Source organism: Peribacillus muralis (assembly GCF_001645685.2).
Taxonomy (GTDB): Bacteria; Bacillota; Bacilli; order Bacillales; family DSM-1321; genus Peribacillus; species Peribacillus muralis_A.
The window spans coordinates 2,610,311-2,633,801 of the sequence record NZ_CP017080.1 but is presented as its reverse complement, the minus strand read 5'-3'; the positions used below and the strand labels follow the sequence as shown (position 1 = coordinate 2,633,801).

The 23,491-nt window shown below is 40.6% G+C and carries 27 protein-coding genes; 17 read left to right on the top strand and 10 right to left on the bottom strand.

Annotated elements, in window-relative coordinates:
* Window positions 1-503: 503 nt before the first annotated feature.
* Window positions 504-2,312, bottom strand: coding sequence for a BlaR1 family beta-lactam sensor/signal transducer (locus ABE28_RS12765; protein WP_064464712.1), 1,809 nt, complete (start codon window positions 2,310-2,312; stop codon window positions 504-506).
* A gap of 1 nt (window position 2,313) precedes the next feature.
* On the bottom strand, window positions 2,314-2,700 hold the full coding sequence (locus ABE28_RS12760) for a BlaI/MecI/CopY family transcriptional regulator (RefSeq protein WP_064464714.1): 387 nt from the start codon (window positions 2,698-2,700) through the stop codon (window positions 2,314-2,316).
* Between the two features lie 600 nt (window positions 2,701-3,300).
* Between ABE28_RS12760 and pbp4 the strand changes: the two genes are divergently transcribed.
* The 3 genes from pbp4 to ABE28_RS12745 all read left to right on the top strand — a co-directional run bounded on the left by pbp4 (window position 3,301) and on the right by ABE28_RS12745 (window position 7,643).
* Window positions 3,301-5,331 (top strand): penicillin-binding protein PBP4(5), encoded by a 2,031-nt coding sequence (gene pbp4 / locus ABE28_RS12755; RefSeq protein WP_064464716.1) that lies wholly within the window; start codon window positions 3,301-3,303, stop codon window positions 5,329-5,331.
* 82 nt (window positions 5,332-5,413) lie between these two features.
* A complete protein-coding gene (locus ABE28_RS12750; RefSeq protein WP_064464718.1) occupies window positions 5,414-5,596 on the top strand; it encodes a hypothetical protein in 183 nt (60 codons plus the stop codon).
* Window positions 5,574-7,643: a peptidoglycan D,D-transpeptidase FtsI family protein gene (locus tag ABE28_RS12745; RefSeq protein WP_064464720.1), complete on the top strand. Its 2,070-nt coding sequence runs from the start codon at window positions 5,574-5,576 to the stop codon at window positions 7,641-7,643. The genes ABE28_RS12750 and ABE28_RS12745 overlap by 23 nt, the downstream gene beginning before the upstream one ends.
* Window positions 7,644-7,999: 356 nt before the next feature.
* Here ABE28_RS12745 and ABE28_RS12740 read toward each other — a convergent pair whose 3' ends face one another.
* Window positions 8,000-9,973 carry a S9 family peptidase gene (locus ABE28_RS12740; RefSeq protein WP_064464722.1) on the bottom strand — a complete coding sequence of 658 codons (1,974 nt, stop codon included), beginning with the start codon at window positions 9,971-9,973 and terminating at the stop codon, window positions 8,000-8,002.
* Window positions 9,974-10,147: 174 nt separating this feature from the next.
* Window positions 10,148-10,468, bottom strand: coding sequence for a YckD family protein (locus ABE28_RS12735; protein WP_064464724.1), 321 nt, complete (start codon window positions 10,466-10,468; stop codon window positions 10,148-10,150).
* A 265-nt stretch (window positions 10,469-10,733) separates the two neighbouring features.
* Here ABE28_RS12735 and ABE28_RS12730 point away from each other — a divergent pair, with 265 nt between their 5' ends.
* Window positions 10,734-10,880, top strand: coding sequence for a lmo0937 family membrane protein (locus ABE28_RS12730; protein WP_152983703.1), 147 nt, complete (start codon window positions 10,734-10,736; stop codon window positions 10,878-10,880).
* A gap of 67 nt (window positions 10,881-10,947) precedes the next feature.
* Here the strand turns inward: ABE28_RS12730 and ABE28_RS12725 are convergent, their stop codons facing one another.
* Both ABE28_RS12725 and ABE28_RS12720 read right to left on the bottom strand, forming a co-directional pair.
* Complete coding sequence (locus ABE28_RS12725) at window positions 10,948-11,865, bottom strand: NAD(P)/FAD-dependent oxidoreductase (protein ID WP_064465296.1); 918 nt, start codon at window positions 11,863-11,865, stop codon at window positions 10,948-10,950.
* Between the two features lie 153 nt (window positions 11,866-12,018).
* Complete coding sequence (locus ABE28_RS12720; RefSeq protein WP_064464728.1) at window positions 12,019-12,342, bottom strand: winged helix-turn-helix transcriptional regulator; 324 nt, start codon at window positions 12,340-12,342, stop codon at window positions 12,019-12,021.
* 249 nt (window positions 12,343-12,591) lie between these two features.
* Between ABE28_RS12720 and ABE28_RS12715 the strand changes: the two genes are divergently transcribed.
* The 3 genes from ABE28_RS12715 to ABE28_RS12705 all read left to right on the top strand — a co-directional run bounded on the left by ABE28_RS12715 (window position 12,592) and on the right by ABE28_RS12705 (window position 15,264).
* Window positions 12,592-13,671, top strand: a complete 1,080-nt coding sequence (locus ABE28_RS12715) for a nitric oxide synthase oxygenase (protein ID WP_064465297.1) — start codon at window positions 12,592-12,594, stop codon at window positions 13,669-13,671.
* 60 nt (window positions 13,672-13,731) lie between these two features.
* The gene (locus tag ABE28_RS12710) at window positions 13,732-14,004 is read left to right on the top strand and encodes a hypothetical protein (RefSeq protein WP_064464730.1); all 273 of its coding nucleotides are present in this window, start codon (window positions 13,732-13,734) and stop codon (window positions 14,002-14,004) included.
* A gap of 321 nt (window positions 14,005-14,325) precedes the next feature.
* The gene (locus ABE28_RS12705; protein WP_064464732.1) at window positions 14,326-15,264 is read left to right on the top strand and encodes a magnesium transporter CorA family protein; all 939 of its coding nucleotides are present in this window, start codon (window positions 14,326-14,328) and stop codon (window positions 15,262-15,264) included.
* Between the two features lie 28 nt (window positions 15,265-15,292).
* Here ABE28_RS12705 and ABE28_RS12700 read toward each other — a convergent pair whose 3' ends face one another.
* The gene (locus tag ABE28_RS12700) at window positions 15,293-15,484 is read right to left on the bottom strand and encodes a hypothetical protein (protein ID WP_064464734.1); all 192 of its coding nucleotides are present in this window, start codon (window positions 15,482-15,484) and stop codon (window positions 15,293-15,295) included.
* A gap of 40 nt (window positions 15,485-15,524) precedes the next feature.
* On the opposite strand from ABE28_RS12700, the gene ABE28_RS25060 reads away from it, so the two are divergent.
* Window positions 15,525-15,680, top strand: a complete 156-nt coding sequence (locus tag ABE28_RS25060; RefSeq protein ID WP_156775764.1) for a hypothetical protein — start codon at window positions 15,525-15,527, stop codon at window positions 15,678-15,680.
* A gap of 109 nt (window positions 15,681-15,789) precedes the next feature.
* Here the strand turns inward: ABE28_RS25060 and ABE28_RS25055 are convergent, their stop codons facing one another.
* Window positions 15,790-15,924, bottom strand: a complete 135-nt coding sequence (locus ABE28_RS25055; RefSeq protein WP_156775762.1) for a YuzL family protein — start codon at window positions 15,922-15,924, stop codon at window positions 15,790-15,792.
* Window positions 15,925-16,022: 98 nt separating this feature from the next.
* Here ABE28_RS25055 and ABE28_RS12695 point away from each other — a divergent pair, with 98 nt between their 5' ends.
* Window positions 16,023-16,274 (top strand): YkuS family protein, encoded by a 252-nt coding sequence (locus ABE28_RS12695; RefSeq protein ID WP_064464736.1) that lies wholly within the window; start codon window positions 16,023-16,025, stop codon window positions 16,272-16,274.
* A 47-nt stretch (window positions 16,275-16,321) separates the two neighbouring features.
* Here the strand turns inward: ABE28_RS12695 and ABE28_RS12690 are convergent, their stop codons facing one another.
* The gene (locus ABE28_RS12690) at window positions 16,322-16,777 is read right to left on the bottom strand and encodes an OsmC family protein (RefSeq protein WP_064464738.1); all 456 of its coding nucleotides are present in this window, start codon (window positions 16,775-16,777) and stop codon (window positions 16,322-16,324) included.
* Window positions 16,778-17,024: 247 nt separating this feature from the next.
* Here ABE28_RS12690 and ABE28_RS12685 point away from each other — a divergent pair, with 247 nt between their 5' ends.
* Genes ABE28_RS12685 through ABE28_RS25760 form a run of 4 tightly spaced genes read left to right on the top strand, consistent with a single transcriptional unit; the run spans window position 17,025 to window position 19,470 of the window.
* Window positions 17,025-17,786, top strand: coding sequence for an SDR family oxidoreductase (locus ABE28_RS12685; protein WP_257390813.1), 762 nt, complete (start codon window positions 17,025-17,027; stop codon window positions 17,784-17,786).
* A gap of 23 nt (window positions 17,787-17,809) precedes the next feature.
* Window positions 17,810-18,274 (top strand): hypothetical protein, encoded by a 465-nt coding sequence (locus ABE28_RS12680; RefSeq protein ID WP_064464742.1) that lies wholly within the window; start codon window positions 17,810-17,812, stop codon window positions 18,272-18,274.
* Window positions 18,267-19,319, top strand: coding sequence for an alpha/beta fold hydrolase (locus tag ABE28_RS12675; protein WP_083232071.1), 1,053 nt, complete (start codon window positions 18,267-18,269; stop codon window positions 19,317-19,319). Before ABE28_RS12680 ends, ABE28_RS12675 begins: the two co-directional genes overlap by 8 nt.
* Before the next feature lie 22 nt (window positions 19,320-19,341).
* Window positions 19,342-19,470, top strand: a complete 129-nt coding sequence (locus tag ABE28_RS25760) for a hypothetical protein (RefSeq protein ID WP_257390572.1) — start codon at window positions 19,342-19,344, stop codon at window positions 19,468-19,470.
* Here ABE28_RS25760 and ABE28_RS12670 read toward each other — a convergent pair.
* Window positions 19,464-20,078, bottom strand: coding sequence for a nitroreductase family protein (locus ABE28_RS12670; protein ID WP_180320004.1), 615 nt, complete (start codon window positions 20,076-20,078; stop codon window positions 19,464-19,466). The two genes, ABE28_RS25760 and ABE28_RS12670, sit on opposite strands and share 7 nt — an antisense overlap.
* A 216-nt stretch (window positions 20,079-20,294) precedes the next feature.
* Between ABE28_RS12670 and ABE28_RS12665 the strand changes: the two genes are divergently transcribed.
* From ABE28_RS12665 to ABE28_RS12650, 4 genes are read left to right on the top strand one after another with little or no spacing between them, the layout of a single operon-like run.
* The gene (locus ABE28_RS12665) at window positions 20,295-21,272 is read left to right on the top strand and encodes a ring-cleaving dioxygenase (protein WP_064464746.1); all 978 of its coding nucleotides are present in this window, start codon (window positions 20,295-20,297) and stop codon (window positions 21,270-21,272) included.
* A gap of 22 nt (window positions 21,273-21,294) precedes the next feature.
* Window positions 21,295-22,245 (top strand): ring-cleaving dioxygenase, encoded by a 951-nt coding sequence (locus ABE28_RS12660; protein ID WP_064464748.1) that lies wholly within the window; start codon window positions 21,295-21,297, stop codon window positions 22,243-22,245.
* Window positions 22,242-22,850 carry an alpha/beta hydrolase gene (locus ABE28_RS12655; RefSeq protein ID WP_064464750.1) on the top strand — a complete coding sequence of 203 codons (609 nt, stop codon included), beginning with the start codon at window positions 22,242-22,244 and terminating at the stop codon, window positions 22,848-22,850. The genes ABE28_RS12660 and ABE28_RS12655 overlap by 4 nt, the downstream gene beginning before the upstream one ends.
* Before the next feature lie 20 nt (window positions 22,851-22,870).
* Window positions 22,871-23,479, top strand: coding sequence for a flavin reductase family protein (locus ABE28_RS12650; RefSeq protein ID WP_064464752.1), 609 nt, complete (start codon window positions 22,871-22,873; stop codon window positions 23,477-23,479).
* Window positions 23,480-23,491 lie beyond the last annotated feature (12 nt).

Here is a 23,491-nt window from a genome sequence, read left to right as displayed (position 1 = left end):
ATAAAAAGGGACTATGAAGTCTCTTTTTTTGGCTCAATTCGTATAGGTTGTTGTTTTCAAACCGATTTGATATGCGAGACTCCTGCGGGAGCAGCAGCACAAGTAAGACACCAATGGCGTTCAGGTCGAGAAGGCTTACTTCGCGCCCTATGTAAACCTGAGCGTTGGAGGGGAAATCAATCACACCGCATGACTTGGTCATGCCGTCCATTTGTTTAATTGGAAGGTGGAGTAAAAGTATTAAGGTAGATAATACTTTATTGTTTGAAAAGTAGAAATGTAAGAAGGAGGTATCTAGCGGAATTGTCACGTAAAGTTCGTATAAATCAATCTAATGCTAATAATAAGGCACAAGAAGATAAATCTGATCATAAGATTCTTTCCTAAGCTTTATAAATAAGAGCATGTTTTGCCCCATAGCAACAAAACATGCCCGTTCAAATTATTTCTACTCTTGGAGTTTATATCGAGAAACGAAAAAATTGATGAAAAAATCGTATCTATCAAAATACGGATTGATAAATATGTTCCTTCTCCAAGATGGAAAGTGCTTTCTCAGCAACATTGCTTCCACCTGAATCCTTTTCACCTTGAATGTGAAAGGCAAAGAAAAAAGTATTATCTGAAGTTTCTACATATCCTACAAACCAGCCACTTACATTTTCCCCGTTTACAGCAGTCGTCCCCGTTTTTCCAGATAACAGCTTGCCATTTGATTCTTCTAACAGTATGGAGTCTTTCACGGTTTGAATATTAGAAGGGTCAAAAGAAAATTCATTATCATATAATTTCTTCAACATATCTACCTGTTCGACAGGAGAAATTTTTAGTGAACCATCTAGCCAATAATTAGATAAGTCCCCCAATAAATCGCGATTTCCATAATGTATCTGCTTAAAGTAATTCTGTAATTTCTTTTTACCCACCTGGTGATCGAGTTTTTGAAAATACCATGAGGATGAGCTTTTCATAGCTGAGAATAAATCTTGATCTTCATTCCATTCCTTATAAGGATAAATGGTTCCATCCCAATTCTCTTGGGAATTGTCCTTTGAAATGATCCCAGAATCAAGGGCGAACAATGCACTGAATATCTTATAAGTGGAAGTAGGGTTAAATCTAGTAGTGCTTTCTTCCTTATTGTATATAGTATACTGCTTCATTTTGGTATCGTATATTACAGCACTTGCCGTAAGTTTATCAAAAAAGCTACTGTAATCTTTATACACGACATTCGTATGAGAAAGAGCATGTGTTTCTTTTTCTTTGTTCAGGGCCATTACAGATATAGAAGGGATACTAATCAAAACGATCGCTAGAAAAAAGATGAATACTAGAGAACTTTTCATCTTTAGCATATTTGATTCAACATGAAAATCACTGATCTTAACAATACGCCTTTTTACTTGTTTGTAAGACCTGCTAATTTCCGAAGCAACTAACAAAGAAGATGAACGTTTAGAAAGAGAGGCGAATTTTAAAATGACCTCACCATATTTTAGATGTGATTCATTATCCAGCGACCTTAAAACTGCATAATCGCATGAAATCTCCATCTCAGTTTTCATTTCATTCAAGAAGTACCATACGAGGGGATTAAACCAATAAACAGTTCGGGCTAGACACATGAAATAGTTTACTAGCATATCTCTTCGTTTACAATGATACAACTCGTGAAGCAAAATACATTTCATCTCTTCCGCAGAAAGCATGGAAGTATCTTGTGGTATGACAATATATGGAGTGATGACCCCAAATGTAATGGGTGATTTTATTAATGAGGAATAACCCAAAACCACTTTTTTATTAAAATGTATATCCTTTTTACATGTATAAAAAAGCGTGGATAACCGCTTGTTTTCAATTACTTGAAGGTTTTTCTTTATTTTGTAAATTCTAAGATTGCTATATAAAGTAGCTATTAGGATGAAAATTATTCCTGATATCCATATTATAAAAAAAACAGACTCCATCATTGGGAAAGGTGATTGATCAATGGACATGGAAAAATCTTGTAGCCAATTTGCGTTTTGCCCACTTGTTGTTGACGTTTTACCTGCCGAATGTATATTGGTTAATGTTGAATTATTTTCACCTAAGTTTATCATCCAATCAAAAAGAGAAACTGTTTTCAGCCAATGAAAAGGGATAAAAGGAACAATCAATAATAAAAGAGAAATAATGCTGATATAATATTGGGTATTTACAGTTATTTGAATTTTTAATAGTTTTTTTATGAGAAGGATAATGCAATAAATGAGAGATAATGTGATATTACTGATGAGAAAAAACGTAAAGAAAGAGCTGCTCATGTTATTCCTTCTTTCTGTTCATACGTTTTTCTAAAATTTGATACAGCTCATTAATTTCGTCCTCGGACATCCTATCTTTTTCCAAAAAGTTCAATACCATAGAATTTAACGTCCCATTATAAAAACGTTCTAAAAAACTGCGGCTCTCTATTTCCAGATAATCACTTTTATCAACGTTAGGGGTATAAACAAATACACGACCTTCCTTATAATGATTCAGTGCCCCTTTTTTTATTAGCCTTAATAACATCGTTTGAATAGTTTTAGGGCTCCATTTACTAGTTTTGGTGACCTTTTCGATAACCTCATTGGTATTGATATTAGGGTGTTTCCAAATTATTTTCATAACTTCAAGCTCTGCTTCTGAAATTTGGGGTGTTATTTTCATATTTAACCATCCTTAAAATTACGATTGTAATAATTTAATTATATGGTTCATATTTTTAGAAGTCAATGCAGCAATATGAAGACGTTAAACACTTTCCTTACTTATTATATGTCATTTTACTGATGTGTAATTTCTGAATTTTGAAGAAAAAGGGTAGGGGAAACGTATATTCTTTTTCCATATTCCTATACCTATATTATTTCTTCATGTCCACCCCTCGATATTTTAAGAGGAATATTCCGGTAAAATCATCTTTAGCCATTAAACTTACAATTGTAAGTTTATTTTTTTCCTTAAAGCATAATTGTATTGACTGTAAATCTTACATGTGTAATACTTTAAAAAATTACACGTGTAAGATTTATGTATTTGTAATCAGGAGAGGAGGCGTAGTAATAGCTCCTTCAAACGTTTATTTATGTTAAACGAATCGGTAAACGATCTCGGAAGGCAATAGTGAACGAAGATAATATTCACGAAGTGGAAAGAGTGCAGTAAGATGTTTGATCGTGATGAGAGCAGTAAGACAGGTGATATGCTTTATAATCGTCAGAATATAAAAAATGCGAATCAGGCATATTTGAGGATGAGTGAAAAACAATGAAAAAAATAATCATATTGGTGTTGGTTGTAGCATTGACAGTTGGAGTACTGCCGCTATGGCATTATCTTAAAGCGAACAAGGCTACCCCGGAAGAAGTTTTTAATGAATATGTCAGACAATTTTCCCAACAAAACTACGAGGAAATGTTTAAGCTTATATCAGAAGGAGATGTGGAAACATACGATTATACGAAAAAGAGTTTTACCGAAAAGTATCATGCGATTTTTTCAGGTATTGAAACTTCTTCTATTGAAGTTTTATCCAAGGAGCTGCTTTATGAAGATGACAGTGAAACATATAAAGGACTTTTCAAGGTAAAAATTAATACATTTCTTGGAGAAGTGTCAGCATCCTATCAAACTTTTTTTAAAGAAGAGAAAACAAAAGATGGGAAAGAGTGGAAAATAAAGTGGAATCCGTCTTTGATCTTTGCTGGGATGGAAAAAGGAGATAAGGTCAGCGCTCAGTCCTTTTTGCCCCAACGGGGGGAAATCCTTGACCGCAATGGTAACCCGCTCGCCCTGGATAAAGATGTGTATGAAATGGGAATCATCCCCGGAAAGCTTGGAGAGTCCAAGGAAGCTGAAATAATTAAGCTAAGCGCTTATTTCAAAATTCCTGAACAACGCTTTCGACAGGCGCTTGATCAGAAATGGGTGACAGAAGATATTTTCGTCCCCATTGCTGTCATGCCTGCAGAGTTTCAGCCGGAAAGCCTTGATGAGGATTTACCGGGAGTATATTTCCAAACGAAAAGGATAAGGTATTATCCTGAAAAAGATAGAGCTGCCCATCTGATTGGGTATGTAAAGCAAGCAACAAGTGAAGACCTTAAAAAGGACGCCGACCATGTATACACTTCAGGAGATTATATCGGTAAGTCGGGACTGGAACAAGTGTATGAAAAGCAGTTAAGAGGAAAGAAGGGCGGCATCATACAAATTAAGAACGAGAAAGGGGAACAGAAAAGCATACTTAAACAAGTGGATGTCATCAATGGTAAAAACATAAATCTGACGATCGATGCTGCATTGCAGAGTAACATGTATGAAGCGATGAAGCAAGATGCAGGGGCGGTGTCTGCGATACATCCCTTGACCGGCGAAATGTTGGCGCTCGTCAGCTATCCATCCTTCGATCCGAATTTAATGGTGAGCGGGATGACGGCGGAGCAGTGGAAAGCATATAGTGAAAACCCGCAGCTTCCATTCTTGAACCGTTTCTCCAGCTTGTATGCCCCAGGGTCTACGTTCAAGGCAATTACTGCCGCCTCCGGACTCACCGCCGGAACGACATTCCCGGAGAAGAAAAGAGAAATATCCGGCTTGCAGTGGAGGAAGGACAATAGCTGGGGAGGCTATTTTGTCACCCGTGTTAAGGAAGCAAGTCCGGTGGACATGGTTGATGCACTGTCTTATTCCGATAATATCTATTTCGCTCAGGAAGCTCTGGAAATGGGAGCTGCCAATTTTGAGAAGAATGCTTCCACATTTGGATTCCAGGAGGATTTCCAGCTGCCGATTCATTTGAAAAAGAGCCAGCTATCCAATGATGGAATCGAGAATGAAGTCTTACTTGCCGACTCCGCCTATGGACAGGGGGAAGTCCTGATGTCAATTGTCCATTTAGGGGCTGCGTTTACACCGTTTGTGAATGACGGAAATATGGTGATGCCTGTTTTGATAAAGGAAGAAAATAATAAACCTATCGATAAACCCGTCATTTCCAGTGAGGTTGCTTCAACCGTCCAAAAGGCATTAATTCAGGTGGTGGAGCGTGGTAATGGGACTGCCCATAATCTTAAGACAGCAAAAGAGGTACTGGCTGCAAAGACAGGGACAGCTGAGCTGAAGAGCAAGAAAGGGGAAGACGGAAAGGAAAATGGCTTTGTGGTTGTGTTTGATACAAAGAGTCCATCCATCTTGCTTACAGCCATTGTGGAGGATGTAAAAAATCGCGGGGGGAGCCACTATGTAACTGCGAAAATAAAACCTGTGCTGGATCAGTACTTAACTGAGAATGAATAAAGAAAGTCAGCTGAATTTTTAGCTGATGGGTGGGACTAATTAAAATGAAGTTGTGAGTAAGGTGAGTAAATGGAGGGACAGAATGAGATCCATACATATTCAGATGATGATTATCAGCAGTATGATTTACACTATTTTTCCTCAGCCTCTTACACTCAGTTTCTTTTGTATCGTAGGCATAGCTTGTGTCAGTCTGACGATGCGAAATGAAAAAAACAGGGTGAAAGTGAGGGAACAGGACGTTGGGCAATCGGCAGAAGACTAATAAAAAGCGGATGAAGTCGACTAGGATGTTTATTATCGCGACCCTTGTGTTTGTATTGTTTGCCGTTCTGATATTCAGACTAGCTTTTGTGCAGATTCATCAAGGGGATATGTACGATAAGAGAGTGAATGGCACGAATGTGAGAGAAGTGAGACATCACCTGCCAAGAGGGAAAATATACGACAGGAACAACCAAGTGCTTGTCGACAATGAAGCGTCAAACATCATTGTTTATACGAAAACCGGAAATGAAACAGAAAAGGAACTGCTGGAAATTGCTACGAAACTGTCAGCGTATATATCAATCAAAACAGACAAAATTACAGAACGGGACATGAAGGATTATTGGATCGTGACACGATCTAAGAAGGCACTGAAGAAACTGACAGACAAGGAGCTGCAGAACCAACAGCTGACAAATAATGATATTTATCAGAGGCAGCTGGACCGGATTGTTGAATCCGATTTAAAAGAAATTGGAAATGACGAACTGAAGGTACTTGCCATTTTAAGAGAAATGAAGAAGGGCTATGCGTATACGCCTCAGCCAATCAAGGACAAAAATGTAATCTATCAAGAATTAGCACGAGTGAGTGAGGCACTGCCTGAAATTCCTGGAGTGGATATTTTGACTGATTGGGAACGGACTTATCGGTATGGAGAATTATTTCGGTCCGTATTAGGAAGCACGACGTCTCGAGATGAAGGAATACCGAAAGAGAGGCTCGACGGTTATATATCTAAAGGGTACAGCAGGAATGACCGAGTAGGAAAAAGCCAATTGGAATACCAATATGAAGATGTCCTCAGGGGCACGAAGTCCGTGACTGAAATTGAAACAGATAGAAAAGGAAACATTATTGGAACTCATGAGGTCTCAGCTGGTAAACCTGGTAAGGACCTAATACTGACTATTGATATGGGTTTACAGGAGAAGGTAGAAGAGATACTCACTGCTGAATTGATTAATGCTAAGAGGAATGGAGGGGGGGCATTCCTGAATAAAGCCTTTGTCGTCATGATGAATCCCCTTACAGGAGAAGTTCTGGCCATGGTTGGGAAACAGATTAAAGAAGTTAACGGCAAATGGGCAGCGACCGATTATGCCCTTGGAACTGTCAACTCATCTTTTGAAATGGGGTCATCTGTAAAGGGGGCGACAGTACTTTCCGGGTATGAGAGCGGCGCCATTCAACCTGGTCAGTCTTTCCTGGATGAGCCTATCTACTTGCTGAGCACCCCAGTCAAGAAGTCAATTCGAACGATGGGGATGGTCAATGACCTGATTGCATTGAAGCAATCCTCCAACGTTTATATGTTTAAGACGGCTATGAGTATGCTTGGGAAGACCTATTATAGAAACATGAGACTGCCGCTGGATTCGAATGCGTTTGAAACGTTTCGCTATTATTTCAATCAATTCGGGCTTGGGGTCAAGACAGGAATCGATCTCCCGAATGAATCCAGCGGATATCGCGGCCAAGGCGGGTCCCCAGGCCATTTGCTCGATTTTACAATCGGCCAATATGATACTTATACTCCCATGCAACTGACTCAATACATATCGACAATTGCTAATGGAGGATATAGGGTGCAACCACATCTTCTTAAGGAAATCCGCGAACAGGTAATGGAAGATGAAAATCCTGTCGTTTTCCAAAGCGCCTCTCCAGTTTATCTGAATCGCATTGACATGGATAAACAAAAGATTGAACGCGTGCAAGAGGGGTTCCGCAAAGTGTTCCACGAACAAGGCGGAAGCGCTGCCTCCCATTTTAATAAACATCCATACAAAAGCTATAAAATAGCCGGTAAAACGGGGACGGCACAATCCTTTTATTATGATCCTGAATTAAGGAAGACATATACAGATAAACCGACGAACAACCTGACACTGGTGGGGTATGCTCCCTACGACAATCCTGAAGTAGCTTTTTCAGTAGTAGTCCCTAATGCCAGGACAAACTCCCATCCAATCAGCCAGAAGATTGGACAGGGAATTATGGAAGCCTTTTTTGAAGATGATGTTCAAGAATCGCGCGAATGATAAGTATATCGGATAGGGTGAGAGGGAACCTGCTTTTGTGTCGTTTAGAGTTTTTCATGTTTAGGAGATGATTAATTTGCTAGAGTGAGGCTAGGAGCATATCAACTGGAGGGAATCGAATATGAGAAGTCACAAGAATTTATTCACATCAAGTGGCATTCTTGAGAAGCTCTATGTCGATGAATTTTTTTACGGAGACGGAATGTTCTATTCCCCTTGTAAAGGGAATCGGAAAATGTCTGCGCGAATCAACAGTTTGCAGTAATTGTCTTTGAAAGGGACAAATTCACTCATGGTGTAACAAGGAGGTGCTGTCCAAAAGTCATTTTACGGCTTTTGGAACAGTACCTTTGTTATTATAGATATTTATTGAACCATCCTTTGATTTCTTCAATATGCCCAAGACGCATTTTCGGTGATCCACTGCGCGACACTTCATGAGTTTCTTCTGGGAAGGTTACGAGTACCGCTTCTTTGTTTTGTCGTTTCAATGCAACAAAAAATTGCTCGCTCTGTTCTACCGGGCAGCGGTAATCACGTTCACCATGCAGTAATAACAAAGGTGTATCCACATTTCCTACAAACTTTAAAGGGGAGTGCTGCCACAACTTTTCTGCAGAATGAATGATATCCCCACCAATTTCCCACTCTGTAAAATAATAGCCGATGTCGCTGACACCATAAAAGCTTAGCCAATTACTAATGCACCGTTGAGTTACTGCTGCCTTGAAGCGGTTCGTATGACCGACGATCCAATTTGTCATGAAGCCGCCGTAACTTCCGCCGGAAACGCCCAAATCCTGCTCGCTTATAAAATCATATGTAGCCAAGGCATGGTCAACACCAGCCATCAAGTCGTTATAATCCTCGCCGCCATAATCCCCACGGCAGGCATTCGCGAAGTCCTGGCCATATCCTTTACTTCCACGGGGGTTTGTAAATAAAATGGCATACCCTTCATTAGCCAATGTCTGGAATTCATGAACATAGGTATTGGCATACATCATGTGCGGACCGCCATGGATTTCCAAAATGAGTGGATATTGTCGATTTTCAACAAATCCGACCGGTTTCATGATCCAGCCGTGAATCGTGAGGCCATCAACAGCTGAAAACGAAATGGGCTCAGCTGAAGATACTTGCTTTTCTTTCAAAAAATCTTCATTAACAAAACTGATTTGTTCTTTTTCCCCATTTGTAAGATTATACGCAAACAGGTCACCAGGCTGGACGGAAGTGGAGATGGCCACGACGGCACGATGGCTTTCTGGATCTATAGTCAGACCGTATATATGCTGGGCATCAAGAATGGATGGATACATGGCCCCTTCAATTGAACCATAATATACACCAGTGCTGCCATAATCACTAATCAAAAAGTAAAAGCCCTGGCTATCGTTTGTCCATAAGATACCTGGGTCGACTGCCCCGATTTGAAAATCGCCGATTGCAGAATCCCCAATCTCAACATCCCACCCATCCGTCAAGCACTGAATCGATTGATCAAACAAGGTATACAACCAAATTTTTGACAGTGTCGCACCGGCGAATTCTTTTTCATGCCCAATGTAGGAAAGGTATTCGCCATTTGGAGACCATTTAGGATCTTTATAAAATCCTGTGCTATTCGTTATTTTACGTAGCGCTCGCGTTTCAACTTCCATGGTGAAAATATCCGTGAAAAGCTCTTCGTCACCTTTTTCCGCGTCGCCACATATGAAAGCGATGTGCTCACCGTCAGGGGACCAGGCATTAGGGTGATGGTCAACACCATTTTCCGTTAACACAACTGATTCGCTCTTCATGACATCCACTACCACAAGCTGGTGATATAATTGATCGAAATAACCTCTGTCATCCCATTTATACTTGATCCTGTCATATCGATGAATCTCGTTAGACCATTTATTTTCCTCTGCTGTGTCAAGTGTTTCTCCCTTTTTTAAACCTGTTGAAAGCAACAGCTTGGTGGAACACGGAGACCAGATAGGGGAGGTTGCCCCATTCATGAAATGGGTTAGCTGTCGAGCTTCCCCGCCGATGCTGCCCATGATGTGAACTTGTTTTTTTCCGGATCTGTCTGAAATAAATGCGACATGCTTACCATCTGGAGACCAAGCTGGTGATGTGTTGCGATGTTCGCCAAAGGTCCATTGTTTTGTTTCATTTGTGATTAAGCTGAACATATACAGATTGGAAATGTATTTTTCCGTTTTTTCATCAATTTCTGTTTGAACGTAAACAGCCATGCTGCCATCTGGTGAAAGCTTTGGATCTGTTACCGATTTCAAGTGAAATAAGTCTCTTGCTGTTATCCCTTTTTGGTTCATCCTTTTCACCCTTTCCATTCTCATAGGTATGTATTTCGCTAAAGTGAAATATAAATCCTTTAGTAAATGGTAAACGCGTAAGGATTATTTATCAAGAATCAAAGAAACGAAAAAAATCCGTCCTTGGGGTAAGGACGGATGATCATGCCGGAATGGCACAGACTGAATAATTGATCATTTATGCATATGCCTTGCATGGGGCCGGTGCTGCGGAACTTGAAAATTATGTTCCTCCATCATTTTATAATGCTTTTCAAAGTGCGAAAACATTTTATCGGCTTCTTCCTGTGTAAGAGCACCATACTCTACGTATTTCCCGATCAATTCCTTTTTGTCGGCGAGTATTCGTTTTTGAATCTTTGCAAGCTCTGTTTTTTGTGCTTCAGTGAATTGGACTCTTTCCGGATTTGCGTTGGTATCCTGTGCAGCCGGATGATCCAAGTTGACGAGGAAAAGGGCACAGGCAGTGAAACAGATGGCCAAAAACTTTTTCATGAATGAACGACTCCTTTAGTTTGTTTTAGCATGCTGTAAGGGCGACAATCAAAAACAAGGATTACTTCCGGGTGTCATTTGTTTATCGTCCTTTAGAAGATTCCACATTTCGTTATTATCTTTTACATCATTTACAGTTTTATGTAATTTATTTTTGGATTACCCACCATTCGAAATGGGTTTGTAAATGAAAGAAGTGGGTAATTTAAAGGTAAGCCATCAAGAAGGTTCTTTGATGAGAAGGATGGAAGAAAGGGAGATTATCATGTTTTGGACAATTATCGGTGCAATTATTTTAATATGGGTGCTTGGTTTAGTTTTTAAAGTGGCTGCCGGCTTTATACATATATTGCTTATTATCGCAGTCATCCTTATCCTGGTAAAAGTGTTCAAAGGAAGGAACCGAATGTAGATGTAGTACGAAAAGGAAGGGCGTCCTGGTGATCAGGTCGCCCTTCCTTTTTTCTGTCGGTTTCGGATCAATCATAGGGGAGGGGGTGTCCGAGAAGTCTCTTATGAATCCATATCGCTGCTTGGGTGCCATCTCCCATTGAAATGGTGACTTGTTCTGAATGGGCAATCAGGTCGCCGCCCGCCCAAACTCCGGTAATATTCGTTTCTTTAGTGCGAGGGTGGGTCACGACATGATCATTCTCATTTACCTGCACCCCTAATTGCAACGCAAGTTCATTGTTGAGTTTATTTCCTTTGAATGCTGTAAAAGCTTTTGAGGCTTCAATGATTCTACCACTTTCCAATTGTATCCCAGTCAACTGGTGTTCATCATCAACAAGTACTTCCTCGACTTTTTCTTCAATTAAGGGAATTTGGCCTTCCTTCAGCTTTTCCCTTTCCTTTTCATCTATAGTTGTTTTCAAGTGATTTACGTACAGAATATTTTTTGACCAATATAACAGGGACAAGGACATTTTCACTCCTGTAGTTCCGCCTCCAATCACAACCGTTTGCTTATCCGTGATCTCATGCCCATCACAGTCTGGGCATATATAAGTCGAAGTACCGAGCGTGGAGTAGAGGTTTTTTATTGGCGGGATATTATCGGTTATGCCCGTCGCAAGAAATATCGTATCGGCTTGATATTGACTGTCTTTCTTGGTTGAAACAATGAACTTGTCCTCTATCTTTTCAAGAGTTGTGACCTTATCATCCAAGAATTTCACGCCGGATTTCTCTGCTTGCTGCCTGCCCAGGTTCCTTAATTGACTGCCGCTCACCCCATCTGGCCATCCAAGAATATTATGGTAAGCCTTAGCGATGGAAGAGCGGCCTTGAGCTGAATCAATCACGATAATATCATGTTTATATCTACCGAGCTGGATAGCTGCTTGAATGCCGGCGATGCCTCCGCCAATTATTATACAATTTGCTTGCTTCATGAATTCACCGCCCATACAATTTTTGAATAAATCTAGTGTGGTTCTATCTGTGAAAAATATACCACTATTCTTGGACGGGTGAACAAATGAAGGTAATAAAAAAGGAAAGTCTGCCATGCAGCGACCTTCCTTCTTTATTACCGTATGGCTATGTCATTGATCCTGAGTTGGTTCAAGCCAATTTTGAGCCCAGTTTTGAATTTCACTCATTACCGGTGCAAGCGCCATGCCCTTTTCAGTTAAGGAATATTCGATTCTTACTGGCGTTTCTGGGTAAACATCCCTCTTCACTATACCTTCCAATTCCAAGTCCTTTAAACGTTCAGATAGAATCCTGCCGCTAATCGGGAAGGCGGATTCAATATTACAAAACCGTTGAGGGCCATTTAGCAATTGATTGACAATCAATCCAGTCCAGCGTTTACTCAAAATTTGCATCCCTTTTTCAAAACGCGGACAAAGTGTCGTATTATTCATCATATCACCCCATATTACTATATTATAATGCATTTACGTCTTCTGTAACAACTTTACCGATTATTATTTAGTTACTAGAGATGTTATAGTGTAAATAATATATTAGCTTACTTTAAGTATCATGATTAGGAATTAATTTCAACACGAAAAGAAATGCCCTTTTCAAGGTTTCTTTTAGAGATTCTTCGAGAAATATGTTACTTTAGTAGTGAAAGTAAAGTTTTGCAAATGGAAGGATCCGTGGGAAAGATGAGTGATTTACTGCAAGAGGCCATTTCCTTTATCAGGACAAGCTATACGGAATTGTTAAAAAACGAAGATGAAATAAATGACAGAATAGAACAAATTAAAAGAGAAATCAAGGAAACAAACAAATATGAGCATACATATGAGGAATTAGTATACGGCGCTAAGTTAGCATGGCGCAATAGTAATCGCTGCATCGGCCGCTTTTTTTGGGAATCACTGCGGGTAATAGATAAAAGGATGGTCCAAAGTGAGGATGAAATTATTTCGTCTCTTTTTGAACATATCGAGTACGCCACGAATAACGGAAACATCAGGCCAGTGATTACCATTTTCAAGCAGAAGGAACAGAATGAAAAAATCGATATTTGGAATCATCAGCTCATTCGCTATGCGGGATATGAGACGGAATATGGTGTCATCGGTGATCCAAGCTCAATTGAATTTACGAAGCAATGTCTGGCATTGGGCTGGGAAGGTAACATTGGTCGTTTTGACATATTGCCTCTTGTGGTTCAATTGGACGGCAAGCAACCGAAGCTCTATGATATTCCGGATCGACTCGTGAAGGAAGTTCCAATCATGCACCCGCAGTACAATTGGTTCGAGGAGCTTCAAATCAAATGGTATGCTGTTCCGATCATATCAGGTATGAAATTGGAAATTGGCGGCATTACCTATTCAGCTGCCCCATTTAATGGGTGGTATATGGGGACGGAAATCGGTGCCAGAAACCTAGCGGATGAAGAGCGGTACAATATGCTCCCGATAATTGGGGAGAGGATGGGCCTGGATATCAAACGTGAATCTAATTTATGGAAGGATCGTGCCTTGATTGAATTAAATGAAGCTGTCCTGTATTCGTTCAAGAAAAGTGGGGTCAGCATTGTCGATCATCATACTGCCGCAAAGCAATTCAAGAAATTTGAAGAAAAAGAGGCTTTAAATGACCGGGGTATAACCGGGGATTGGACATGGTTAATTCCCCCTGTCTCACCAGCAACCACACACGTTTTTCACAAGCCGTATAAAAATGAAATACTGAAGCCTAATTTCTTTTATCAAAAACCTCCATATAAATAAAGGTTTACATGACCCGACATCGGGTATACATATATAAATCCAAATTGAAGGAGGAAGGTAATGATGGCATTAGCAAAAAACGTTATGTTACTTGGAGTCGGAGTTGCCGGAGTCTCATTTTTATCAACTAAAGCGAACAGAGGTAAAGTAAAAGATATTTGGAACAGTACAAAAGATAAGACAATGAGCTTTTTAAATAGGAAGTGTTCAGAATTGGATCCAATGATCGAAAAGGCAGGTCATCCAGATCCATATGATCATGAAGATAATAAAATGGTGGATGAAGGCGCGATGTATGGAGTTCATTATTATAATAATGCAAAGCATGGTTAATGCAGTGTCAATCGCTTGGGAATTCCCCAAGCGATTTTTTCATGAAAAAATAAAATCACAATGGTTTACCAGGAATCAGATAATTGTGAATTTCAAATAAGGGAATCGAGATGGAAATTCGTTATTGTGCTTTAAATGAATAAGGATTAAGATAAAAGAATCGAAAGGAAGTGGATACGAGTGAACAGCAGTTCTTATGATCCTGAACCCAGAAAGCAAGAGGAAGCCAATATGATGCTTGAAGTCGAGACTGTTATTCTTCCTGAGTATCTGCTCGAAGAAGGTAAATAGGGCTTCCTCTAATAAAGAGGAGGTCAACGAATGATTGAAATCTACAAAACGAATGAAAATCGTCTCTTGAACAATATGGAGGAGATGACAAAAGGTTCATGGGTGAATATTGTCGCACCCACAGAAACCGAGATTGAACATATTTGCAACACCTTGAAGCTACCCATCAATTTCATGAAAGATCCTCTGGATGATGAGGAAAGGCCAAGGATTGAAAAAGAAGATGACAATGTGTTGATCATTGTCGATTTCCCATATTTGACACGGGACGAAGCCAACTTGCCCATTTTTGAAACAATCCCGATTGGGATGATTTTTACCAAAGATTGTTTTATTACCGTATCTTTGAAGGAATCACCCATATTGGCGAATTTTAAAAATAATAAAATTAAAGGTTTTTTCACGAACAAAAAGACAAGGTTTGCCTTGCAATTATTATTTGAAATTTCATCCTATTATTTACGTTACTTGAAACAGATTAATAAAATGACCAATGAAGCCGAAAGGGAATTGCACCAGTCAATGAAAAATAAAGAGCTATATACCTTTCTCGCTTTGGAAAAAAGTCTTGTATATTTCACGACATCTTTAAAATCCAACCGTGTCGTGCTTGATAAGATCCTTCGCTTTAATTATTTGAAAATGTATGAAGAAGACAAGGAATTGCTTGAAGACGTAATCATCGAAAACGCGCAGGCAATTGAAATGGCAGAGGTGTATCTTTCCATCCTGAGTGGGATGATGGATGCATTCGCTTCAATCATATCCAATAATGTCAATAATGCCATGAAGTTTTTAACTTCCGTGACCATCATTTTAACGCTCCCGACGATGGTGGCAAGTTTTTACGGTATGAATGTGAAGCTTCCGTTTGAGCACAATTCGTATGCTTTTATCTTCACTTTACTTGTTGCCATCACTTTAGCTGGTACGACAGCCTTCATTTTTTGGAAGAAGAAATACTTTTAAGGTAAACCGGCTTTTTAAGCCGGTTTTTTCATTCTTCAAAATAATCTTCAAATCCTTCGCTGTTCACCCTGCCTGTGTAAGGGTTGCCGTCCTTTACGTTCTTGGCATCCAGATTTGTTCCGATGACTAGACGGGGACTTTGGGATGCCTCCCTGAAGATTCGGTCATTCATTTCTTTAAAATCCGGAATTTTCTTATTCCCTGGTTTCTTATTTTCCATGAAAACCACCTCCATTGATATTTTTGCATGAAATGATGCGGTGTATTCATCAAAATTCTTCGGGTGTACAGAAGAAAAACGGAATGAAAAAGCCGCTTTGGATAATATTCAAAGGCTAGTTTTATTTGAATGTGATGCTATCGATATAGCAAAAAAAGAGCAGGAGCCGCTGCTCGGGGTGAATGGAGTGATTTAATCATTCAAGAAGAAATTTAAAAACGAAAAACGACAGGCCATCAAAAGTGAAACAGGAAAACGCTTGGAGAGAACCAAGCGTTTTCGTAAAGCGTGGATTTTTAGTTTTGTCAAGTACGCTTTTGCTTTTTAAGGGAAGATGGCTGAGTGAAGGACCCGGTTTCTTTCGTAGTGGTTCCTTGTCCCTCTATTTGAGAAGAGCCTAAACGAGTTTGTGTGGCATCTTTTTTGTTTTTTCCATTCATGTTCATCACCTCCATATTACTTTCCCTATTTCCTTTGCACCCTATACATATATTGAAGCGAAAAAGGACAGGTTAGCAAGTAGAGGAGGTGTGTGTTCATGTCAAAAATCGGTGTGGAAGATTCATTAACGAACATTCAGGAAGCACTTCGTGAAAAAGGATTTGATGTAGTTGAGATTAAACAAGAAGCTGACGCAAAAAACCTGGATTGTTGTGTAGTAACAGGATTGGAAAGTAATGTGATGGGAATAAGCGATACTTCATTGAAAGCGTCCATCATTGAAGCGAATGGTTTAACGGCTGACCAAGTGTGCCGTGAGGTCGAAAACAAACTGAACGCTATTCAATAGTCGAAAAAAAGTGCCTAACCCCTTAGCGAGGTTAGGCATTTTTTTGTTCAGGATTGCTGTGTGATGGAAATGGTTGCATCCAATTCCACAGCTACATTACCTTTGATCGCCCTGGATATCATACAGGAAGATTCAGCTTTTTCAACAAGCTTCCTCGCTTTTTCGGCCACTTGCTCGGAGGTGTCGGGTGCCAATACCAGTGTCGGGCGATGAATGATTTTTTTATAGGTGAATACACCCTTCGTAACATCTACCAAAGCCTCGGATTGCATGGTCAAGCTTGCCTTTTTGATGGAGCTTCTTTCCAGCATCGCTGCCAAGGTGATGATATAGCAGGTCGAGGCAGCTCCAAGCAGCATTTCATCGGGATTAGTACCTATTCCGGGTCCTTCCATATCTGTAGGGATGCTTATCTCGGTCTGAAGATTACCCGATTGGATTGTGCCAATATCGTTCCTGCCGCCAGGCCATGAGGCCGTTAAATGAAAATGATGCATCGTCATGGTAAAACCTCCTTCATGTTCTTTAGTTTAAACGATAACGATGATTAAGTATGTGATTTTGCTTTGAACCATAAGGGCGTAGCTAAAAGTTAGTCATCCGAAGGATATGGGCTAGTAAAACAAAAGGCTAAGGCATTAGGCTATTTTAAGCACATTATCGGTTGGGCTTTTCTATAATGATATAGATGGTTTATCTTCATCATAATTCATGACAGAAAGGGCTGAAAAGTTGACTACATTGAGTAATATGTTCGATTTAACGAATAAAACGGCTATTGTTACCGGAGGCGGAAGAGGTTTAGGCAAACAGATCGCCATGGCATTGGGAGAGGCTGGGGCTAATGTCGTCATTGCATCGCGCAATCTCTCGGCATGCAATGAGGTATGTGAGGAGCTGCAAGCACTGGGTGTGAAAGCAATTGCTTTTGAATGTGACATCACCAATGAGAGTGACGTTGATCTTGTTGTACACGAAACGGTTGCTCAATTCGGCACTATCGATATTTTGGTCAATAATAGCGGGACTTCCTGGTCTGGCCCGTTGGTGGATCTTCCAAAGGAAAAATGGGAGAAAGTGTTGAATGTCAATGTTACAGGGACATTCTTGTTTTCACAGGCCGTTGCAAGGGTCATGATACAGCAAAATTCCGGGAAAATCATCAATATTGCATCCGTTTCAGGTCTTGGCGGCACTTTTCCGGAACTGTTGGATACCATTGCTTATAATACGAGTAAAGGTGCTGTCATAACGATGACCAAGGACTTGGGAGTAAAGCTCGCTAGATATAATATCCAAGTCAATGCGATAGCACCAGGCTTTTTTCCAACCAAAATCACAAAGAAAATTCTTGAAAAATCCAATTATGACATCCTAGGTAAAACACCTGCCCGCAGATTTGGGAATGAAACTGATTTGAAGGGTGCAGCCATTTTTTTGGCTTCACAGGCTTCCGATTATATGGTTGGACATGTGTTGATCTTGGATGGGGGAATATCGGCATTAGTGTAAACAAACAAGAAGGGAAGATCTATATGGCGAAAAAGACAGATTTTTATAAAGGGATGAAATTGCTTGGTTCCCAAAAAGAGCAAGAGCTGAATAGTCAAATTCAAGGTTTGCTGAATAATCGCGCATTATTGGAATCCGTAAGCGAAAACGCACAGCTGCAGGTTCCAAAAATAAATAGGATGCAGGAAGCCTCAGAAAGAATGTCAATCATCATGAATTATCCAACAAAAAAAGACGTGGCAACTGTTGCAAAATTGGTCATCCAGCTAGAAGAAAAAATTGATAGGTTAGAAGAAATACTTTCAAGCCCAGAAAAGAACAGGATTGTGAAAAGTGGGGGTTCTTCACGAGGAGCGAAAAAGAAATCAAGAGGCAGCTCCACTGAAAAGGATGGAAGAAAAAAAAGGGTTTCGGACTTCATCAATGAATCCTTATTGTTAAGTGCAAAGTTATCTGATGGCGATGGACAGAGGAATACTAATGTCTAAACGGAAAGTGCCAGGAAATAAAGCAAGGCAAGAGCCTAAATGGAAGCACTTCTTGGATATTCCCAATCAGCCTATGCCTGAAATGGGACTAACACCGAAAATCCCCGTGTGGAAAAAAAATAAATCCACTTTGTGGCACTACCCTTCGGTACAAAAAAAATATGATGTGCCGGTTTTTCTCATTTATTCACTTATTAATACTCCCATGATTCTTGATCTGTCTCCGGGAAATAGCTTAATAGAGTCTTTCGTTAATGAAGGGTTCGATGTGTATTTGCTTGATTTCGGAAGTCCGGGCTTTGAGGATGGCGAAATATCGATAGAAGATTATATCGTCGATTATATTCAAAACGGGGTAAAGCGTGCTTTGCGCCATTCTGGAGCATCTGAAATTACCGTCATGGGGTTTTGTCTCGGTGGCACGATAGCAGCCATTTATGCAGCCATTGCAGATGAGCCGATCAAGAATTTAATCCTCTCCGTCACCCCTATCGATTTCAGCACCTCACAATTTTTTGATCAGTGGCAGGAAGCCATGAAAAAAGGCACAGCGAACTTCGACGAGACGATTGATATTTATCAGACGATTCCGGCCAGTGCGGTTAAATATGGAATTCGTTTAATTACCTCTCCCGTCTATTTTACACCTTATTTATCTTTATTGAATCAAGCCGATGACGAGAAATATGTACAAAATTGGCGTCGTTTCAATGCCTGGACTAATGGGCATGTGCCCTTGTCGGGAGCCGCAGCAAAACAGATAACCAAAGATCTTTTGATAAAAAATCGCTTGGTTAATGGCGGATTTAAGGTGCGGGGGAAAAAGGCGAAGTTAGCGAAGATTGATGCCAATGTATTGGTCATTGCTAGCAAGTATGATCGTTTGGTTCCACAAGAAATGATTTATCCCGTCATGGATCACTTAACATGTAATGATAAGACTTATAAAGTATTGAAAAGTGGACATGCTTCCAAGCAATATGAGGGGAGTTTACCATCTTATTTGAAGGATTGGCTGCCTAAGCGTTCTTCGCCCATCCAATAAGATTTGTATAGGGGGATTTGAAATGGATGCATCGGACAAAACATGGACAGAAGTCATTTTCCAAAATCTTGTGCATCATTCCCGGATTGTTAGTGGACAACATATTAATGGGCTGGCTCGATATACCGAGCCAGCCCAAAAACATTATTGAAAATACTTTACTCGCTCCTCAATGGGGGCAAAGGCCTTATCTCCAGGTCCCTCTGTAGCCTTTCCGAAGGGCATCTGGGCAATGAGCTTCCAATGGGGGGGAATGTCCCATGTCTTTTTAACTTCCTCGTCAATTAACGGGTTATAATGCTGGAGGCTGGCACCAAATCCTTCAATTTCCAATGAAGTCCACACAACAAACTGTAAAATGCCGGATGCTTGGTTGGACCAAATGGGAAAGTTATCGGAATATGTTTTGTATTGTGCTTGAAGTCCTTCTATAATGACCTGATCTTCAAAAAATAAAACGGTACCATAGCCATTTTTAAATGATTGCATTTTATCCTCCGTTTTGCCATTCTCCTTTTTACCGGCTGCATTTCGTAATGTCTCTTTCGTGATATCCCATAACAGGTCATGGTTTTGACCGGTTAATACCACCAGTCTGGCGCTTTGGGAATTGAAGGCGGAAGGGGAATATTGAACGGCATGGTCGATCACTTCTTTAATCCTATTTTGAGGGACAACCTTCTCCTTGCTAAGAGAATAAAAAGAGCGCCGATCTTCAATTGCGTTATAGAAATCCTTAGTCAAATTGCACACCTCCATCATCTATACCAACCTTATTTTGACCAGAATTCATTTTTTTATGATAGGGAAGATAGGGAAGGTTGACAAATGGACTTCCGTCAATTATCTTTAAATCAAGATATTTTTATTGAAGGTATTTATCGTTTGGATAATATCTCGAATTAAAGATAAAAGGACAGCTTTAATTTTTATTGGTTAAGGAAAGATTGATAATAAAAGATAGGAGTGTTACGGATGAAACTAAAAGGTTTACACCATGTTTCGGCACTTACAGCAAAAGCGGGAAACAATTTTGAATTCTACACGAAAGTGTTGGGAATGAGATTAATTAAAAAAACGGTGAATCAGGATGATATAAATGTGTATCACTTATTTTATGGTGATCAGATCGGATCGCCGGGTACCGAATTGACGTTTTTTGAAATTCCCCATGCTGCACGGACGCATGAAGGAAATAATAGCATTTCAGAAATTTCTTTAAGAGTGAGTAATGATCAAGCACTCGAATTTTGGAAAAAACGCTTTATCGAATACGATGTGGATCATGATGAAGTATCCACCCGCTTTCAGAGACGGGTCTTGTCCTTTAAGGATCCGGAAGGTCAAAGGCTGCTACTTGTATCGGACCAGGAAAATAGGGGCGTTCAAGGTGGAATTCCATGGGAGGGCAGTCCTGTGCCTCCAGAGCATTTCATTCTCGGGCTCGGACCAATCAAACTCACCGTACCTAATATTGAACGGACAGAAGAAGTTTTAACTGAATTGCTCGGTTTCAGGAAATCAGGCACATATCCATCACCTGTAAGCGGACAAAATCCAATTAGCGTTTACGAGACAGGTGAGGGTGGAACAGGAGCGGAAATCCATATTGAAGAAAGGACGGATATCCCCCGTGAGCGATTAGGTAGGGGTGGGGTGCATCATGTCGCTTTTAGGGTCGATAATGAAGAAGAATTAAGAAATTGGATAGAAAAATTGAACGAATTCAAATTTGCGAATTCGGGATATGTGGACCGCTTCTATTTTCGCTCCCTTTATTTTAGAGAGCCGAATGGCATCTTGTTTGAACTGGCTACCGATGGACCAGGATTTGCAACGGATGAAACGGAGCAGCACCTAGGTGAAACACTGGCTTTACCGCCCTTTTTGGAATCAAAAAGAAGGGAAATCGAATCAAAGCTAAAACCGTTGAATACAAAGGCGACTAATTGATCATAGAAAGGAAGGTATCGGCATGATTAAGCAAACGGCTGGAATTCATCATATTACTGCAATCGTTGGTGATCCCCAAGAGAATATTGACTTTTATGCTGGTATATTAGGATTACGGATGGTGAAAAAAACCGTCAATTTTGATGATCCAGGGACTTATCATTTATATTTTGGAGACGAGTCGGGTTCCCCAGGCTCGATCATCACATTCTTTCCTTGGCCCGCGGCATATAAAGGACAAATCGGCTCTGGTCAGGTTGGGACTACAACCTATGTCGTTCCGGAGGGTTCGATGGAATTTTGGGAAGGGCGATTGGATAAATTCAATATAGATTATGATAAAACGAGCCGGTTCGGCGAGGATTATATGGAATTTCAAGATTCACACGGTTTGCGGCTTGAACTTGTTGAGCGTAAAGAAGGTAAACGGAGCGAGTGGTCTTTTGGCGGAGTTCCCTCTGATAAGGCTGTCAAAGGATTCGGCGGTGCCGTTTTATTGTCGGCAAAGCCCACCAAAACGATTGAATTATTGGAGAACGTGTTGGGTCTGCAAAAAGTGGGAGAAGAGGGGGACTACATCCGCTTCAAATCCACTTCAGACATCGGTAATTTGATTGATGTAAGGAAAACGGTTTTGCCAACTGGTAAAATGGGAGTTGGGATGGTTCATCATCTTGCATGGCGTGCGAATGATTCTGATGATCATAAAGAATGGAGAGAGCACATCGGTAGCTATGGTTATGGGGTGACGCCATTTAAGGACAGGCAATACTTTGATGCCATTTATTTTCGGGAAGATGGGGGCTTGCTTTTTGAAGTCGCCACAGACCCTCCCGGCTTCGCCCATGATGAAACGAAAGAAACGATGGGCAGTAAATTAATGCTGCCCCCTTGGCTCGAAGAAAAAAGGGAACTCATGGGAAAAACGCTGCCACCGGCAGTGCCGCGAGTATTGAAGGAGGATAAATCATGAAGCATATCTATCAAAAAGGAAGTAATGAAGAAGCACCGGTGCTTTTGCTTTTACATGGTACAGGTGGTACGGAAACGGACCTGCTGCCATTAGCGGAAATGGTTTCACCAGGGTCATCGGTATTAAGTGTGCGTGGAAATGTGCTTGAAAATGGAATGCCCCGTTTTTTTCGACGGTTATCCGAAGGCGTTTTTGACGAAGAAGATTTAATCCTGCGTACAAAGGAACTTCATGATTACTTGGAATTGGCTTCCAAAGAGTATGATTTTGATAAAAAAAAGGTGGTGGCATTAGGCTATTCCAATGGTGCCAATATAGCAGCAAGTTTGATGTTCCATTATGAAGGGGCTTTGAAGGGTGCGATCCTTCATCACCCGATGGTCCCGAGACGGGGGATTACCTTACCGGCCCTGTCTGATATGCCAGTCTTCATCGCTGCTGGTAATAACGATCCGATTTGCCCGGCAGCAGAAACGAACGAACTCACGCGCATGTTGGAGGAAGCCGGTGCCAAGGTGGATAATCACTGGGAAAACTACGGTCATCAGCTGACGCGATCAGAGGTTGAGGCAGCAGGCACGTGGTTTCATAGATACTTTTTATAGAAATGGAAAGGGGGATATGGATGATTTCCTTAAATCCTGAGAGTTTAAATGAAAGGGAAAACTATAAGTTTTTGACAGGAAGTATCATTCCGAGACCTATAGCCCTTGTTTTGACAAAATCTGCGAATGGGACGGTCAATATAGCGCCCTTCAGTTTTTTTAATATCGTCAGTTCCAATCCGCCGATGATTTCCATTTCTGTTCAACGGAAAGAAGGAACTTCCAAGGATACAGCGAGAAATGCCATCCAAACAGGTGAATTCGTCGTTCATATAACCGATGAAGAAAATGTTGCGGAAGCTAATCGAACGGCCAAAGAGCTTCCCCCTGAAGAAAGCGAGCTTGGATTGACCAATTTCACAACCACTGAAAGTGATGTCGTATCCGTACCAGGGCTGCTTGAAGCAAAAGTCCGCTTTGAATGCATCTTGGAAAAATCCATACCATTAGCGGGTACACCTGAAAAACCTGGATGTGATTTTTTGATAGGGAAAATAGTCCGCTATCATATAAAGCAAGATATTTACGAGAATGGTCGAATTGATCAAAATGGATTGAAGCCTGTAGCCAGATTAGCAGGTCAGACATATACAAAGCTGGGCGAGTTATTTGATATCGTTCGTCCCTAGATAGACAAAAAG

What these genes read in the sequence shown, in the direction of transcription:
- ABE28_RS12750 (WP_064464718.1), top strand. Translation starts at nt 5,414, where the DNA reads ATGAGATCCATACATATTCAGATGATGATTATCAGCAGTATGATTTAC.
- ABE28_RS12740 (WP_064464722.1), bottom strand. Translation starts at nt 9,973, where the DNA reads ATGAACCAAAAAGGGATAACAGCAAGAGACTTATTTCACTTGAAATCG.
- ABE28_RS12685 (WP_257390813.1), top strand. Translation starts at nt 17,025, where the DNA reads ATGTTCGATTTAACGAATAAAACGGCTATTGTTACCGGAGGCGGAAGA.
- ABE28_RS12730 (WP_152983703.1), top strand. Translation starts at nt 10,734, where the DNA reads ATGTTTTGGACAATTATCGGTGCAATTATTTTAATATGGGTGCTTGGT.
- ABE28_RS12705 (WP_064464732.1), top strand. Translation starts at nt 14,326, where the DNA reads ATGATTGAAATCTACAAAACGAATGAAAATCGTCTCTTGAACAATATG.
- ABE28_RS12725 (WP_064465296.1), bottom strand. Translation starts at nt 11,865, where the DNA reads ATGAAGCAAGCAAATTGTATAATAATTGGCGGAGGCATCGCCGGCATT.
- ABE28_RS25055 (WP_156775762.1), bottom strand. Translation starts at nt 15,924, where the DNA reads ATGAATGGAAAAAACAAAAAAGATGCCACACAAACTCGTTTAGGCTCT.
- ABE28_RS12680 (WP_064464742.1), top strand. Translation starts at nt 17,810, where the DNA reads ATGGCGAAAAAGACAGATTTTTATAAAGGGATGAAATTGCTTGGTTCC.
- ABE28_RS12665 (WP_064464746.1), top strand. Translation starts at nt 20,295, where the DNA reads ATGAAACTAAAAGGTTTACACCATGTTTCGGCACTTACAGCAAAAGCG.
- pbp4 (WP_064464716.1), top strand. Translation starts at nt 3,301, where the DNA reads ATGAAAAAAATAATCATATTGGTGTTGGTTGTAGCATTGACAGTTGGA.
- ABE28_RS12660 (WP_064464748.1), top strand. Translation starts at nt 21,295, where the DNA reads ATGATTAAGCAAACGGCTGGAATTCATCATATTACTGCAATCGTTGGT.
- ABE28_RS12650 (WP_064464752.1), top strand. Translation starts at nt 22,871, where the DNA reads ATGATTTCCTTAAATCCTGAGAGTTTAAATGAAAGGGAAAACTATAAG.
- ABE28_RS25760 (WP_257390572.1), top strand. Translation starts at nt 19,342, where the DNA reads ATGGATGCATCGGACAAAACATGGACAGAAGTCATTTTCCAAAATCTT.
- ABE28_RS12655 (WP_064464750.1), top strand. Translation starts at nt 22,242, where the DNA reads ATGAAGCATATCTATCAAAAAGGAAGTAATGAAGAAGCACCGGTGCTT.
- ABE28_RS12675 (WP_083232071.1), top strand. Translation starts at nt 18,267, where the DNA reads ATGTCTAAACGGAAAGTGCCAGGAAATAAAGCAAGGCAAGAGCCTAAA.
- ABE28_RS12765 (WP_064464712.1), bottom strand. Translation starts at nt 2,312, where the DNA reads ATGAGCAGCTCTTTCTTTACGTTTTTTCTCATCAGTAATATCACATTA.
- ABE28_RS12695 (WP_064464736.1), top strand. Translation starts at nt 16,023, where the DNA reads ATGTCAAAAATCGGTGTGGAAGATTCATTAACGAACATTCAGGAAGCA.
- ABE28_RS12710 (WP_064464730.1), top strand. Translation starts at nt 13,732, where the DNA reads ATGATGGCATTAGCAAAAAACGTTATGTTACTTGGAGTCGGAGTTGCC.
- ABE28_RS12715 (WP_064465297.1), top strand. Translation starts at nt 12,592, where the DNA reads ATGAGTGATTTACTGCAAGAGGCCATTTCCTTTATCAGGACAAGCTAT.
- ABE28_RS12735 (WP_064464724.1), bottom strand. Translation starts at nt 10,468, where the DNA reads ATGAAAAAGTTTTTGGCCATCTGTTTCACTGCCTGTGCCCTTTTCCTC.
- ABE28_RS12670 (WP_180320004.1), bottom strand. Translation starts at nt 20,078, where the DNA reads ATGGAGGTGTGCAATTTGACTAAGGATTTCTATAACGCAATTGAAGAT.
- ABE28_RS12690 (WP_064464738.1), bottom strand. Translation starts at nt 16,777, where the DNA reads ATGACGATGCATCATTTTCATTTAACGGCCTCATGGCCTGGCGGCAGG.
- ABE28_RS12760 (WP_064464714.1), bottom strand. Translation starts at nt 2,700, where the DNA reads ATGAAAATAACACCCCAAATTTCAGAAGCAGAGCTTGAAGTTATGAAA.
- ABE28_RS12700 (WP_064464734.1), bottom strand. Translation starts at nt 15,484, where the DNA reads ATGGAAAATAAGAAACCAGGGAATAAGAAAATTCCGGATTTTAAAGAA.
- ABE28_RS12720 (WP_064464728.1), bottom strand. Translation starts at nt 12,342, where the DNA reads ATGAATAATACGACACTTTGTCCGCGTTTTGAAAAAGGGATGCAAATT.